This is a genomic window from Bacillus sp. BP-3 (assembly GCF_028401955.1).
Classification (GTDB): Bacteria; Bacillota; Bacilli; order Bacillales; family Bacillaceae_G; genus Bacillus_A.
The window spans coordinates 73372-87442 of record NZ_JAQOTJ010000006.1; the positions used below are offsets into that span (position 1 = coordinate 73372).

At 35.9% G+C, this 14071-nt stretch carries 13 protein-coding genes; 8 read left to right on the plus strand and 5 right to left on the minus strand.

Annotated elements, in window-relative coordinates; genetic code table 11:
* The first annotated feature begins 56 nt into the window (after window positions 1-56).
* The 5 genes from PLX19_RS11795 (at window position 57) to PLX19_RS11815 (ending at window position 5052) form a co-directional block, all read left to right on the plus strand.
* Complete coding sequence (locus tag PLX19_RS11795; protein WP_272188799.1) at window positions 57-698, plus strand: L-fuculose-phosphate aldolase; 642 nt, start codon at window positions 57-59, stop codon at window positions 696-698.
* 127 nt (window positions 699-825) lie between these two features.
* Window positions 826-1056: an excisionase family DNA-binding protein gene (locus tag PLX19_RS11800; RefSeq protein WP_139207770.1), complete on the plus strand. Its 231-nt coding sequence runs from the start codon at window positions 826-828 to the stop codon at window positions 1054-1056.
* A 457-nt stretch (window positions 1057-1513) separates the two neighbouring features.
* Entirely contained in the window at window positions 1514-2212 is a 699-nt protein-coding gene (locus tag PLX19_RS11805) for a hypothetical protein (protein ID WP_272188800.1), read from the plus strand.
* Window positions 2213-3303: 1091 nt separating this feature from the next.
* Window positions 3304-4539, plus strand: a complete 1236-nt coding sequence (locus tag PLX19_RS11810; protein ID WP_272188801.1) for an ATP-binding protein — start codon at window positions 3304-3306, stop codon at window positions 4537-4539.
* 120 nt (window positions 4540-4659) lie between these two features.
* Window positions 4660-5052, plus strand: a complete 393-nt coding sequence (locus tag PLX19_RS11815) for a RidA family protein (protein WP_272188802.1) — start codon at window positions 4660-4662, stop codon at window positions 5050-5052.
* A 170-nt stretch (window positions 5053-5222) separates the two neighbouring features.
* Here PLX19_RS11815 and PLX19_RS11820 read toward each other — a convergent pair whose 3' ends face one another.
* Together PLX19_RS11820 and PLX19_RS11825 are read right to left on the minus strand one after the other, a co-directional pair.
* Window positions 5223-5549: an ArsR/SmtB family transcription factor gene (locus PLX19_RS11820; RefSeq protein WP_272188803.1), complete on the minus strand. Its 327-nt coding sequence runs from the start codon at window positions 5547-5549 to the stop codon at window positions 5223-5225.
* Window position 5550: 1 nt separating this feature from the next.
* Entirely contained in the window at window positions 5551-5973 is a 423-nt protein-coding gene (locus PLX19_RS11825; RefSeq protein WP_272188805.1) for an SRPBCC family protein, read from the minus strand.
* Window positions 5974-6446: 473 nt separating this feature from the next.
* On the opposite strand from PLX19_RS11825, the gene PLX19_RS11830 reads away from it, so the two are divergent.
* Entirely contained in the window at window positions 6447-7589 is a 1143-nt protein-coding gene (locus PLX19_RS11830; protein WP_272188806.1) for a PRK06851 family protein, read from the plus strand.
* Window positions 7590-7625: 36 nt separating this feature from the next.
* Here the strand turns inward: PLX19_RS11830 and PLX19_RS11835 are convergent, their stop codons facing one another.
* Window positions 7626-8834 (minus strand): NAD(P)/FAD-dependent oxidoreductase, encoded by a 1209-nt coding sequence (locus tag PLX19_RS11835; protein WP_272188807.1) that lies wholly within the window; start codon window positions 8832-8834, stop codon window positions 7626-7628.
* A 142-nt stretch (window positions 8835-8976) separates the two neighbouring features.
* Here PLX19_RS11835 and PLX19_RS11840 point away from each other — a divergent pair, with 142 nt between their 5' ends.
* The gene (locus PLX19_RS11840; protein ID WP_272188808.1) at window positions 8977-9753 is read left to right on the plus strand and encodes a nucleotidyltransferase domain-containing protein; all 777 of its coding nucleotides are present in this window, start codon (window positions 8977-8979) and stop codon (window positions 9751-9753) included.
* 257 nt (window positions 9754-10010) lie between these two features.
* Here PLX19_RS11840 and PLX19_RS11845 read toward each other — a convergent pair whose 3' ends face one another.
* The gene (locus PLX19_RS11845; protein ID WP_272188809.1) at window positions 10011-11537 is read right to left on the minus strand and encodes an FAD-dependent oxidoreductase; all 1527 of its coding nucleotides are present in this window, start codon (window positions 11535-11537) and stop codon (window positions 10011-10013) included.
* A gap of 540 nt (window positions 11538-12077) precedes the next feature.
* Here PLX19_RS11845 and PLX19_RS11850 point away from each other — a divergent pair.
* Entirely contained in the window at window positions 12078-13157 is a 1080-nt protein-coding gene (locus tag PLX19_RS11850) for a fatty acid desaturase family protein (protein ID WP_272188810.1), read from the plus strand.
* A gap of 186 nt (window positions 13158-13343) precedes the next feature.
* Here the strand turns inward: PLX19_RS11850 and PLX19_RS11855 are convergent, their stop codons facing one another.
* Window positions 13344-14030: an amino acid ABC transporter permease gene (locus PLX19_RS11855; RefSeq protein ID WP_272188811.1), complete on the minus strand. Its 687-nt coding sequence runs from the start codon at window positions 14028-14030 to the stop codon at window positions 13344-13346.
* Between the last annotated feature and the right edge of the window lie 41 nt (window positions 14031-14071).

Genomic DNA, 14071 nt, shown 5'->3' on the forward strand with positions numbered 1-14071 from the left:
GGTCATTATAGCGAATGAGCAGTAAGAAACGTTTCACTGAGGGGGATGTATAGTATATGTTACTACAAAAAGAGAGAGAAGAAGTTGTAGAGTATGGGAAGAAATTAATTACAAGCGGTTTAACAAAGGGGACAGGCGGTAACATTAGTATTTTTAACCGTGAACAAGGACTTGTAGCAATGAGTCCAAGTGGATTAGATTACTTTGAAACAACGCCTGAAGATGTGGTTATATTAAATTTAGATGGTGAGATTGTTGACGGAACAAGAAAACCATCTAGTGAACTTGATATGCACCTCATTTTTTATCGGAAAAGAGACGATTTAAATGCTCTTGTGCACACACATTCTCCGTATGCAAAGACAATTGCATCATTAGGTTGGGAGCTCCCTGCTGTTTCTTATTTAATAGCCTTTGCCGGACCAAATGTACGCTGTGCTCCGTATGAAACGTTTGGGACGAGAGAATTGGCAGAAGCAGCTTATGAAGGAATGATCGATCGCCGCGCTGTGTTGCTTGCGAATCATGGATTAATTGCAGGTGGACATAACATGAAAATGGCATTTACAGTTGCTGAAGAGATCGAGTTTTGTGCACAAATTTACTATCAAACGAAATGCATTGGAGAACCGAAACTATTGCCGGAAGAAGAGTTGTATGTGTTAGCGAAAAAATTTGAGACTTACGGTCAAAAATGAGTTTTCATATGACTAGCTCCTCAATATAAAATGTATGTGGTAAAGTTGATATGGATGAAAGTTGAATTGATTCATAAAATGAGCAATTTTATTTACTCCTTTTATGAATAAGAAAGGACTGAACACATTGTATTTAACGGTAAAAGAAGCAGCTGAATTTTTAAGTATGCCAGAATCGTATATCGAAAGCTTAATTCAACAAAAACGCATACGTGCTGTTCATGACGGGGAGCAGTATTTATTGAATAAAGAGCAATTTAATACGCACTTAGAACAAATGGAGAAATATAAAAAGCTAGTAGAAGAAATATTAAATGAACCAATTCCGGAAGATATAGATGTGAAAGATGAGGACTAGGAAGTATTTCCTAGTCTTTATTATATGGGGTAGTACAATCTCTTATCAGTGGTTTAAGTATACAAAAGTCCTTTCATAATATCTAAAGGGACTTTTCCTACACAATTGGTGTTTTTTCATATCGAAATTGCTTAGCTTACATACTTGTTAAAATGTGGGCGTTTATGGTGACAATCTACCGATAAAAATTCGCAATGCCAATTATGAGCTATATAGAAATAATAACTACTCAGCTATACCTTTAGTTTAGTTGTTGCATAGGCAGAAATTCGGTCTGTTTTTTTTTTTTTTTTGACTACAACACAAACATGTGCAACACTATATCTTGTGATGAAACATTCAAACATATTATTTAATGGATGTTTCTAGTCATCTTATATCTTCATAAGATGACTAAGTAATTACCAGAAATATTTATGTAGGTTACGAGTTGGAGTTGAGTTTTTAGGAGGTTTAAATGAGAAAAATATTGCCAGGGGCCATTTTATCTTATACACAGTATGGGTATTTAAGGATTCCCAAAAATGTAAAAAGTCAGTGTCCTAAATGCGGTAAATCAGGTGAGTTTACGTTAAAAACAAATTTTTACCAAGTTACAAGAAGAGGATTATTCGCAGAAGGAATTTGTTTTGAATGTCAAAAGTCATCAGAATTTGTGATTATGTTTAATGGTGATTCGGATCGAATGAATAAAGAAGTGGAAGTGTATATTTATAGTCCTTCAGATTTAAGAGATCCCTTGGAACAGCTCGAACGCAATAAACGTATCCCTAGGGATCTTGTTAGGGCATATCAATCTGCATTAAATGTCAGTCAGTCAAAAGATAATTCTGCTACTGCAGTACTGTCAAAACGAGTTCTTGAAAGTGTCCTCAAACATTTTCTTGGAGAGAAAAGTAACGGACAGCTTCTTTCCCAGCAATTTGAACAATTGCCGAAATATGTCGATTTAGCTAAACAGCTTCAAGATGTTGGCCACCTCGTCCATCCGGAAAGCCCTTTGTATGAAATGCTTGAATTGAAGCAGGAAATTGATGATGAAGCAGTAGCTTTATTAGCAGAATTATTAGAAGTACTTATCGAATATTTATTTGTGCTGCCTGAAAAAATCGAATCAGTACATGATAAGATTGAACAGAAATTTAAAAAGGAGTAGCATGTACACTTTAATGATTTTATCCGCTAAAAGATTTTCAAAAAACAATAGTATAATTTTAATTTAAAGATAAGTTTTGAGACACCGGTTAAGCTGTCTTTATCTTATTTTACGTTGAAGTGCATTTGTCTCAAATACCTACCGACGTTTTTGAGGTTAGGTGATCTTTCTCATGCCCAATTTTACTTAGCGTATATTTTCATTAAAATGTGGGCCGTACGCCAGTACGAAAATACAGTCTTTATATGAGAAAGTGGATAAAAAATTATGAAAGTGAACTATCAAGATTACAACAAATCATCGATAACCTAAAAAAAGAAAGTAGTGAAAAAGCTGACTCATAAGAGCCAGCTTTTTTGTATTATTTAAGTCAATTTATGTAAGACTCATCAAAATGGATCCACCCTTCAACACCCTCACCTGTTAGAAAAATCCAACTTTCGTAATGATGATGAATGACATAAGCAGAATGTTACGTAATATCTAAAGAGACTTTGCTCATACAAATAATCTGCACAACAATTCATATTTGATGTACAGATCATTTGTATGATAATTATTTATAAATAATTGCGGAATAATGAACTTACATAAATGCTTTTAAAAGTTCTTGAACTAATGGAAGTACTCCACCTAAAAATGATAAAACTGCCATTGCGATTGCCATAGGATTTCCTCCTCTTTCTTCGTGTTAAGATGTGATTCATCTTTATATCCTCATTATAGTAAGCGTTTACATTTTTATCAATACATTTCAATATGCAATATTGCATATTGAAATGTATTTTAAATTCTCTGCTATTTTTATCCCGCTATTCGCGGATAAGTAATACTCCCAATTCAAAATTCAGCGAAAGTAAAGAGGTGTAAAAGCCCGATTGGTGAGGGCTGATAATCAGTGGGGATGAAGAAAACTCCCGCTGATTAAAATTTCACTTTATGTGGTCATAGATTAAGTAGTTTAGGAAAAAATTGGTTGTTATTTTTGAAGATAGGATTGTAGGTTATATGTATATCGTTATAATAAAAATGGTGGGGTATAGTTTAATAGTTGTTTATAAAATTGTTGTTGTCGATAAAGGAGTTTTAACATGGACAAAGCTTTTACTCTTATACAAGAGGAAGTTAAAGCATTAAAGCTTTTTTTAAGTTTATTTTATGTAATCTTCTTCCTGAGTGATATCATATATTATTATATTTATCCAAAAGTACATATGCGAAGTAGCGATATAGGTTTTACGGAAGGTAGTTTAGGATTCTGGATGTATGCTTTTATGTTCTTATTGTTGTTAATCGCTATCTATTTTATAAAAAAGAACAATGTATATTTTGTAAAATATATTATTTTTATAGGATATATTTTTATTGATTTGATTAATAATATAATGGTGTATTATGGCACTACAAAACAATTTGATGATGGTAATGCGGTAGAACTGTTTTTATTTTTGTTTTCTCCCATTTTTGTGAATAAACGCTATTTTTGGGTAGTGTCGATTGGGATTATTGGAAAGTATGCCTTGTTAGGAATTGTGTTACATACACCAATTGTAATTGTACCTATTGTACTATGTGTAAGTTTTGCAACGATCGCGTTTATTCTGTTAACACGTTTTCAATCGTATGTACATACGATTGAAAACATGTTTGAAGAAGCACAACAAGCTGAAAAACTAGCAGTCATCGGAAAAATGGCAGCTACAATTGCACATGAAATACGCAATCCATTAACATCATTAAAAGGCTTTACGCAGTTGCAGAGAGAAAAACATCCTGAAGATGCAGAGTATTATAACATTATGGTGCAGGAGATTGAACGTATGAATGCAATTGTTAGTGAATTAATGGTTCTTGGAAAACCGAAACAGAGACAATATGCATTACATAATATAGAAGATATTTTATCTTATGTGATTTCGATTGTAGAACAACCAGCTTCTCAATATGGTATTACCATCACAACAGCGTTTGCGAAAAAGTTACCTTCTATAAAGTGTGATGAGAAACAGATGAAACAAGTGTTTCTTAATGTTATTAAAAATGCGATAGAGTCTATGCCTGATGGCGGTAATATTATTGTAGAAGCAAATGTAGTTCATGATAATCAGATTGTAGTGAGTGTAATTGATGAAGGTTGCGGAATCATCCAAGAGAAAATAGGTAAAATAGGTGCGGCTTTTTATACAACAAAGGAAGATGGAACAGGTTTAGGGTTAATGGTTACATACAAAATTCTTGAAGAACATCACGGTGAAATGGAATTTGAAAGCACACTTGGTGTTGGAACAAAGGTAAATGTTAAGCTGCCGGTAGGAGAAGTGAATTAAATATACGTGGAAAAACTCTATTTTGAAAAAGATGAATCAAAATGGAGTTTTTCTTTTTTATTTATTATAATATTTCCATCAGAAAGATTAATCGGAATATTAAAGAAAAGGATTGGTTATATGAAAATCTCTAGAAATCCTGAAGAAATTCACGCGCCAGTAGCTCCTTATGTACATCAAATTGAAGTAACTGGACCTAATAAATGGTTAACGTTATCTGGACAATTAGGTATGGAAGTAGATGGAACTGTACCTGAAGATCCAGTAGAACAAATGAGGTTAGCGCTTGACAATATCCGAAAAAATCTTGAAGCTGCTAACATGAGTGTTCAAGATTTGACAAAGCTAGTTTTTTATTTGGTTGAAGAGATTGACCCTGTTCAAAGAAAGAAGGTAATAAATGATTTTCTTGGAGACCACCTTCCTTGTACGACAATGATGTATGTAGTCGCATTAGCTGCACCTGTCTTTAAAGTCGAAATCGATGCTTGGGCATGCCAAGAAATAAAATAATTCACGTTTCTAGAATGATAAGTGGTATGAGCTATGTATGTTTCAGTGTAAATTCCCTTAATATAAAGAAATAAAAAAACGAGATGCGTGTTTGAACTGCACCCTAATTGTTAGACAAGAACTAACAATTAGGGTGCAGTTCAATTTATCACGATCTCGTTTTTTAATCGCTATTCATTATCAGCCTCTAAAAATTCTTTAAGAGCCAATAATCTTTCATCCCAATATTGTTCAAAAAAGGAAAGCCATTCTTTTAGTTCGGCAAGAGGTTCTGGCTGAAGCTTGTACCGTGTTTCTCGTCCGATTTTTTGACTGCTGACAAGACCCGCAACAGAAAGAACATGCAAATGTTTATTAACTGCAGTACGGGTTATTGGAAAATATTCCGTAATTGCAGTAATTGACATTTCTTTTTCAGCAAGCAATTTTAGTAGCTTTCTGCGAGTAGGGTCAGCGATTGCTTGAAAAATATCATAATTGGATGGAGATGTGGCCAATTTAAGCCTCGATTTTTGCCGGAAGGGTTTCGACAATTTTTTCCCATCCACCGGCCATGAAGCCTTGAACAACTGAGTGAGGTTGTCCAAATTCTGTAACTTTTTCTGCATCCCAGCCAGAATGAATTAGTGTGAATTCTGTTTTCCCATCTTCTAATTCTTTTAAATCAAAAGTAAGATGCCAGTCTTTACCCCAGTCAAAACTAACACGGTTCATAGGAGTAATTTCTGTTACTTTACAAGGAGAATCACCATATTGACCTGCATGAAGGATGAAATCGCGTCCTACGATAGGCTCAAAAGTACTTGGCATCCACCATGAAGCAATACCTTCTGCTGTTGAAACAGCTTTCCATACTTTTTCAATTGGTGCATTGATTACAACCGTTTTACGGATTTCTGGTAAAATTTTATCTGTTTGCATAATTGTTCCTCCAAGTTCAAATATAACACCTTTTGGTGTCGGGATTTCATTGTAACACCTTTCAGTGTTATGTCAAATGCTTTTTTATTTCCCTTAATCGTGTTCGGAATTCTATCACAGAGTAGAAAGCTCAGTTTGTCAGAGAATCATAAAACGATCACTTATGGAACTTTATTAATATTTACTCAAATAGAACAAAATATTATTCAAATCCACACTTAAACAAAAAACCACTGATGGATGTTTCACATTCTATAAAGCCATTTTGATTTTTTAACACGTACTGCTATGCAGAACAAAATATGACCGCTACTGGCTTTCTCTCTGTGTTTTAACTCTTGCGAGTGGAAGGAGAGGCTTTGACTACTTCTATGCATGCCCAGGTGTAAAAAGAAAGGGGATATTTCGTCTTTTTAATTTGTATTTGTGGGTATTCACCTATTCCCTCTTACTTGCATATCGTAGCTTATGTAATGAAACTGCTTACAAAGGAGTGGAAGGCAGTGACAGGAAACATAAAAAATTATTATGCTGGCGGTAATACAGCAAGGGGATTTTACAGTTTGTATGAAGAGAACGTAGCGGGATTAGACCGATTATTTATTCTAAAAGGCGGGCCTGGAACAGGAAAATCTTCACTGATGAAGGCGATTGGTCGTGAGTGGGTGAAGAAAGGATACGATATTGAGTTGTTACATTGTTCATCTGACAATCATTCAATTGATGGTGTGATCATTCCCGCGTTAAAAGTAGGGATTGTTGATGGAACGGCACCGCATGTGATTGAACCGAAAATGCCAGGTGTTGTAGAAGAGTATGTAAACTTAGGGATTGCTTGGGATTCTGCTGAACTTAAGAAACATAAAGGTGAGATTGTACATCATACATCAGAAGCGACGAATGCATTTCAGTCAGCTTATGCGTGCTTTAAGACGGCACTAGAGATTCATGATGAATGGGAGAAGTTTTATATTGATCACATTGATTTTGAAAAAGCAAATGAATTAACAAAGAAGCTGGTTCAGCAATTTTTCACTGATAAAACGTGTACGAAAAAAGCGAATGTGAAGCATCGTTTTTTAGGAGCGGCAACGCCAAAAGGAGCAGTTGATTTTGTTCCGAATTTAACAGAAGATGTACCGAAGCGTTATTTTGTAAAAGGGCGACCTGGTTCTGGGAAATCGACGATGTTAAAGAAATTAGCGACGGTAGCTGAAGAGAAAGGATTTGATGTTGAAATCTATCATTGCGGCTTTGATCCAAATAGTCTTGATATGGTTATTGTCAGAGAGCTTGGTTTTGCCATTTTTGATAGTACAGCACCGCATGAATATTTTCCAACCCGTGAGAGTGATGAAATCATTGATATGTATGAGCTTATTATTGAACCGGGAACAGATGAGAAATATGCAGTAGAAATTCAAGATGTATCAAGACGCTATAGAGAGAAAATGAATGAAGCGATGTCCTATTTAGCAAAGGCAAAATCTGCCCGTGATAAACTAGAGAAAATTTATATTGCAGCGATGGATTTTGAAAAAGTGGATGCATACAAAGCGGAAATTCAAGCTGAGTTTGAGCGGATTGCTGAACTTGTTGCCGAGAAGCAAAAGTGAAGAAAAGATGAGATACTTTGTTGTATCTCATCTTTTTCAAATCGGATGTGTTTGTCTGTATAAATCAAGATTTGGACTTGATCCATTTATAATAATATCTCGAATAATTCTCGCAAACACCATACTGTACACTATACCATTATCCCCATAAGGATAGATAAAATAGCAGTTAGGCATTTCGTCATAAATACCAATCATTGGTAGGCCGTCATGCGTGCCGCCATAAAAGGCACCGAAGTAAAATTCAGGTGTCACATCGATAGTAGGAAACAACTTTTGAAATTCTGTTAGTAGTGTATCTCGTTTATGGATGAGTTTCGCATCTCGTTCTTCGGCGATATCTGTATCTTCATCAAGCCCGCCGATAATAATGCGGTTGTCAGCGGTAGTTCTTATATAAATATATGGGCGAGCAGTTTCCCAAATAAGTGTCCGCTTGTACCAGGAAGAAAAATCGGATATAGGGGTTGTGATAATTGCATAAGAACTGCTAAGTGTTGCATTTTTGTCTTTTTTGAACTCTAAGCCTTCATAGCCAGCAGCAATAATTACTTTTTTGGCAGTGATAGCATGACCGTTTTTTGTAAAAAGAGTGGCTGTATCTCTTTCTAATTTCTGCCCTGTTATTTCGGTATCCTCATATATTTGTACGCCTTTATTTGAGGCTTGCTTTAAGAGACCGTGCGTATATTTATATGGATTAATTTCACCGTCGTTATATGTATAAAGAGCAGCGTGTTTTTGGAAGGGATACTTTTGACCAATTTGTTTTTCTGTTAACCAAATTGCCTTGAATCCATGTTTTTGCAAGTAATAAAGTTCTTTTTCTAGTTTCTTAACATCGCTTTCATAGCTGGCATAGTACAAGCTATCACGTCGAATAAAATCAGATGAAATGGGTGAATTTTGAGAAGCGGCTTCAATGTCGAAAATGGCTTGTTCGCATAATTTAAAATGACGAACAGCATGCTCTTCTCCAAACGTATTCACGAGTTCAAAAAACATTTTGTCACCTAAATATTGAATGAGTCCCGTGTTCGGTAAATTGCTGCCATGCGCAACTTTTCTTTTATCAACAACAACGACACGTAAGTCTGTTTCACTTAAGAAATGTGAAAATTGTGCTCCAGAACTTCCTGCACCTATAATTAACACGTCACATGCTATATCTTCTTGTAAAGAGGGATACGTGGGTGGACTTGGGAGAGTTGTCGTCCAAAACATTTTACCTGTATGTAAATCCATTCCTATACACCTGCCTAAATGAAAATCATACTTCTAAAGTTACCGATTTAATGGAGTTGTATACGTTTTTGAATAAAAAGAAGGAATGTTATTTTATTTGTCGAATTTCCGAGGAAATGATCAGAAAATGAGAGTGATACATATGAGAGAAACAATCCAATTCGAATTAGAAAGAATTGAGAAAGAGAATGATGTGAAAATTTTGTTTGCAGTTGAGTCAGGGAGTCGTGCATGGGGATTTCCATCAAAAGATAGCGATTATGATGTGCGTTTTGTATATGTACATCGATTGGAATGGTATTTATCAATTGAGCCGAAGCGGGATGTTATTGAGTATCCAATTAACGATGCCCTTGATATAAGCGGTTGGGAACTCCGCAAGGCACTGCAGCTATTTTCGAAATCGAATCCAGCTTTGTTAGAGTGGATCAGTTCACCAATTGTATACGCGAAGGCATCAGATCTTTCTGAGCGTTTGCAGGAAATGAGTAATCAGTTTGATCCAAAAGCAACGGTATATCATTATTTACATATGGCATCTAAAAACTATCGCGCATTTTTGCAAGGTGAAGAAGTAAAGTTGAAGAAATACTTTTATGTATTACGTCCAATACTGGCGTGCAAATGGTTAGAAGAGAAAGGAATATTGCCACCTGTTGAGTTTGAAAAATTAATGAATGGGTTATCATTGGATACGGCGCTTTTACAAGCAATAGAAGAACTGCTGGAGAAGAAAAAGGCAGGTGTTGAGCTGGACGTAGGCCCAAGAATTACGTTGCTGAATGAATTTTTAGAAGAGCAGATTACCTATTATGAAGAGTATGTGAAGAGTTTAGAAAAGAAATCAGTTACCGATATTGAAAAGTTAAATGTCCTGTTTCAAGATCTGTTACAGCAAAGCTGGAAAGAGCACCGATAATTCGTGCTCTTTCTTATATGCGAGATGAATTTTCATATTTACCTATATAAATTCATTTTTCAATATATAAATCGCTGCTATGAAAAATCCACCATGACCGCTACTTGCTTGCTCCTTTTGTTTGAAACCCTCGCATGTGGAAGGAAAAGACCCTGACCGTTTCTATGCACGGCCAGATGCTCTCGCCCTTCTCAAAAAAGAAAGAGGTTTTTATGTCTTTTTTAACTTCTATAATATAAAATGAAGAGTTTATAGCATTACATATCTTCAATTCTTTTTAAGGCTTCGTCTGCTGGCCCTTCAATTACCGCTCCTTCAATTGAAAAACGTGAACCGTGACAAGGACAATCCCATGTGCAATCGCCGCTATTCCATTCCACTTCGCAGCCTAAATGTGTGCAAGTTGTATCGACAATATGAAGCTTACCGTCATCATCTTTATACGCACCAGCACGTTTTCCATTTACACTTACAACAGCACCTTCTCCGTGTTCGAGATCTTCTGGTTTACGAAGAGCAAATTCCAGTTTTCCTTCAATCAAATGTTTTGCTACGTCGAGGTTTTGTGTAACAAACGTTTTTATATCCGGATCCGCATGGAATCGTGATGGTGCATAGAGTTCTTTATATGGGCTATCGATTTTCATAACGGATGCTTTTAGCAATAAAGCTGCTGCGGTTCCATTTGTCATGCCCCATTTGCGGTAGCCTGTTGCTACAAAAATGTTAGGATTATTTTCATTAATATGTCCGACATAAGGAACTTTATCAAGTGTAATTAAGTCTTGTGTTGCCCATCTGTATGGAATTGCCTCTATACCAAAGGTTTTTTCGCCAAATGTTTGCAATGCTTCGTAATGGTTCATCATGTTAATGCCTTGTCCCGTTTTATGACTTTCACCACCAATTAACACGAGTTTTTCGCCATCCATGGTGGTGTAGCGGAGGGAGCGTTTTGGGTTATCAACGTTTATATACATTCCTCCTGGATACTCTTGCTTTGTTTTCACGCCAAGGACATAAGAGCGTTCTGCGTACATTCTGGCAAAGAAGAAGCTGCTTGCATCATAAAAAGGAAAGTGAGAGCAAGAAATAATGTAACTACAAGTGATCCGATGTCCATCTTTTGTCATCACTTGTTGATAAGATCCTTTTTCTACATCAATTGCAATTGTATTTTCATATATAACGCCGCCATGTTTAATGAACTGTTCGACAAGCGCTGCTAGGTAGCGAAGCGGGTGGAATTGCGCTTGATTCTTTATAACAAGTGCCGCTTTTATGGGAATGGGAAGTGGGATACTTTCTACATATTCGCCAGGAATATCAAGTTTTTTGTATGCCTCTAATTCTGTTGTTAACTTGTGAAGATTATCGGTTTCGTTTGTATATAAATAAGCATCTTCTTCCATGAAATCACATTGGATATTGTGCTGCTGTACGGTGTTTTTTATAAATTGCAGTGCTTCATTGTTTGCCTCGTAATATAATTTCGCTTTTTCTTCTCCAAAATGATCAATGAGTTCATTGTAAATAAGATCATGCTGTGTTGTAATCTTTGCAGTTGTATGTCCAGTTGTTCCGTTTAAAATATTTCCTGCATCGATTAAAGCAACTTTGATGCCTTCTTTAGCGAGTAAATAAGCAGTTGTGATACCAGTGATACCTGCTCCAACAATGGCAACTTCAGTTTTAATGTTCTCTGTTAGCTTTGGGAAGGTAGGCAATTGAATAGAATCACGCCAATATGGTTCTGGAAATTTTGGGAGTTGATTGTGTTCCAAGTGAATACACCTCTTATTCTAATGAGTTCTTGTTAGTTATTTTTTCCAAATAGAGAAATTTCATGTATTTAAATTGAATTACCTAAAATTATTTTTATATAATTTTTTAGAGGGGGTTCTATATGCAATTTTGTATTTTAAGTGAATTAGCAGAACGCAGAGTAAATAAGATTAAGTATAGTAATCATCGTGAAATGAAGTAATTAGCGAAGGACGGATGAAAAGATAATAAGAAGTGTAAATGTTGATAAATAAACGTCTTTTCTTTAGTAACATAGAAAGTGATTATAAAAATATAACCAACTTTTATGACCTAGTAATAAATTGTATTGACAATGTGGAAAGCGTACTGATATGATTCATCTTGTGGAAAGATTGATAAAGAGTAAAAAGAGAAATGTTTTTCAATGAATAATAATTGTAAGAGTGAGTGAGCATAATTTTCTTAGAGAAAGAAAATTTATAATAATAGTATTATCAATCTGGAAACAACAATCGATGCAAAGTGCGTAAGCGCGGCATGAGAAAGGGGCAAAAGGAATGAAGGATCTTCATACGTTTGGTTGGTATGCAGCCCGTGTATCACCACATTTGCCAAAAAAGGCATTTAAACCAGTCCCGGCTCGTTTGTACGGCGGACTAGCCTACTTATTGATTACGATAGCAGGGTTTTTGGCAATTGGCTTATTCAATTTGAATGTGTGGGCCAATCTTGGAATTGCAATCGTTTTAGGATTGTGTTTTGCATCTATGGGATTTCTTGGACATGAGATTTTACATGGTACAGTAGTAAGAAAAGCTTGGTTAAGAGATTTTCTTGGAGCAATTGCGTTCTTGCCATTATCAACTGGACCAAAATTGTGGAGAAAGTGGCATAATTTAACGCACCATGTACATACACAACATGAAGAAAATGATCCAGATGCATGGCCAACGATGGATAAGTTTAAGAAAAGTAAATTTTTACGCTGGGTATATCGCCTTCCGTTACATGTTCGCTCTTTCTTCAGCTTTTTGTCGTTAACAATTCAATTTACAATGCATTCGTCTCGTATGTTTTTCCTTTTTATTAAGGAATTTAAACCGCAGAATCAAAAATCTGTGTGGTTCCAGCTTCTTTTGCCATGGACAGTGTGGATTAGTTTATTGTTTATTATGGGTCCTACAAAATGGTTTTTCGCTTATGTCGTTCCATTGTTAATTGCAAATTTCATTGTAATGGCGTATATTGCAACAAATCACCGTTTGAATCCAATTGTTCCTGTAAACGATCCGCTTGCAAACTGTTTATCGGTAACAGTGCCGCGCTGGATAGACGTATTACATTTTAACTTCTCATATCATACAGAACATCACTTGTTCCCAGGTATGAGCTCGAAATACTATCCGTTAGTAAAAGAAAAAATTAAAGAAATGTGGCCAGAACGCTATCATGAAATGCCGATGGAGAAAGCGTTAGCTGCGCTTTGGAATACACCGCGTGTGTATTATCAAGGTAGTGAGTTAGTTGATCCACATAAAGCACATTTATACGGCTCTTTAGGGAATGGGTTAGATCCTGCGAATATTGAATATCGCCAGGAAAATATAGAAGAATCAAAAGTTGTGAAGAACGGCTAAAATATAAGTTTAAAAAATGAAATACCCCCCTTTTTTTTAGGAGGGTGAGAGCACCTGGCCGTGTATAGAAGCGGTCAGGGCTTTTTTTTGCCACGAGCGATGTTAAAAACAAAGGAAGCAGGCGAGTGCTCATGTTTTATATATACAGAACGATAAAAGCACGAGCTCGCGAAGAGTTCGTGCTTTTTACATAGGAATTTCTTTTTGGTTTGCTCCTTGTGGATAATTCGTGTTTTTTCGTGCCAATCTTTTTTCAAGAAGATGTACAAAGTACGTGAATAGAAGGACAAGTGCAAGGTAATAGATACTGACAATCATATATGTTTCGAGCTGCTGAAAGTTTGCGGCAGCTTCAGAAAGACCAGTACCCCACAGCTCTGACATTCCTACATAGGCAACGAGAGAGGAGTCTTTTAAACCAATAATAAACTGATTACCAAGCGGCGGGAGTGATAAACGAAAAGCTTGTGGCAAAATAATCCGCCGCATTGCTAATGGATATGACATCCCTAAAGAACGAGCTGCTTCAAGTTGGCCGCGGTCGACGGATTGAATAGAGCCCCTAAAAATTTCTGTAATATAAGCACCGTTATGAACAGCAAGAGCAATTGCCCCCGCCCAAAACGGGGATAACACAATAATAGATGTAATTCCAAAATAGAGGATCATAATTTGTACAACTAGCGGTATCCCACGAATAATCGCAATATATATATGGGCGATTCCATTTAAGAGTTTGCTATTGGAAATACGAAAAAAGGCAAATAATAATCCAATTAAGCATCCAAGTAATAAGGACGTTATAGTTAGTTGCAGTGTAATGACAACTGCTTTTAGGAACGCTGGATATGTAGATACGAAAATATCAATCATCGTTATCACCTCTATATCAGTTTTTTACTATGGTAACCATG

What these genes read in the sequence shown, in the direction of transcription:
- PLX19_RS11795 (WP_272188799.1), top strand. Translation starts at nt 57, where the DNA reads ATGTTACTACAAAAAGAGAGAGAAGAAGTTGTAGAGTATGGGAAGAAA.
- PLX19_RS11805 (WP_272188800.1), top strand. Translation starts at nt 1,514, where the DNA reads ATGAGAAAAATATTGCCAGGGGCCATTTTATCTTATACACAGTATGGG.
- PLX19_RS11810 (WP_272188801.1), top strand. Translation starts at nt 3,304, where the DNA reads ATGGACAAAGCTTTTACTCTTATACAAGAGGAAGTTAAAGCATTAAAG.
- PLX19_RS11815 (WP_272188802.1), top strand. Translation starts at nt 4,660, where the DNA reads ATGAAAATCTCTAGAAATCCTGAAGAAATTCACGCGCCAGTAGCTCCT.
- PLX19_RS11825 (WP_272188805.1), bottom strand. Translation starts at nt 5,973, where the DNA reads ATGCAAACAGATAAAATTTTACCAGAAATCCGTAAAACGGTTGTAATC.
- PLX19_RS11830 (WP_272188806.1), top strand. Translation starts at nt 6,447, where the DNA reads ATGAAACTGCTTACAAAGGAGTGGAAGGCAGTGACAGGAAACATAAAA.
- PLX19_RS11835 (WP_272188807.1), bottom strand. Translation starts at nt 8,834, where the DNA reads ATGGATTTACATACAGGTAAAATGTTTTGGACGACAACTCTCCCAAGT.
- PLX19_RS11840 (WP_272188808.1), top strand. Translation starts at nt 8,977, where the DNA reads ATGAGAGAAACAATCCAATTCGAATTAGAAAGAATTGAGAAAGAGAAT.
- PLX19_RS11850 (WP_272188810.1), top strand. Translation starts at nt 12,078, where the DNA reads ATGAAGGATCTTCATACGTTTGGTTGGTATGCAGCCCGTGTATCACCA.
- PLX19_RS11855 (WP_272188811.1), bottom strand. Translation starts at nt 14,030, where the DNA reads ATGATTGATATTTTCGTATCTACATATCCAGCGTTCCTAAAAGCAGTT.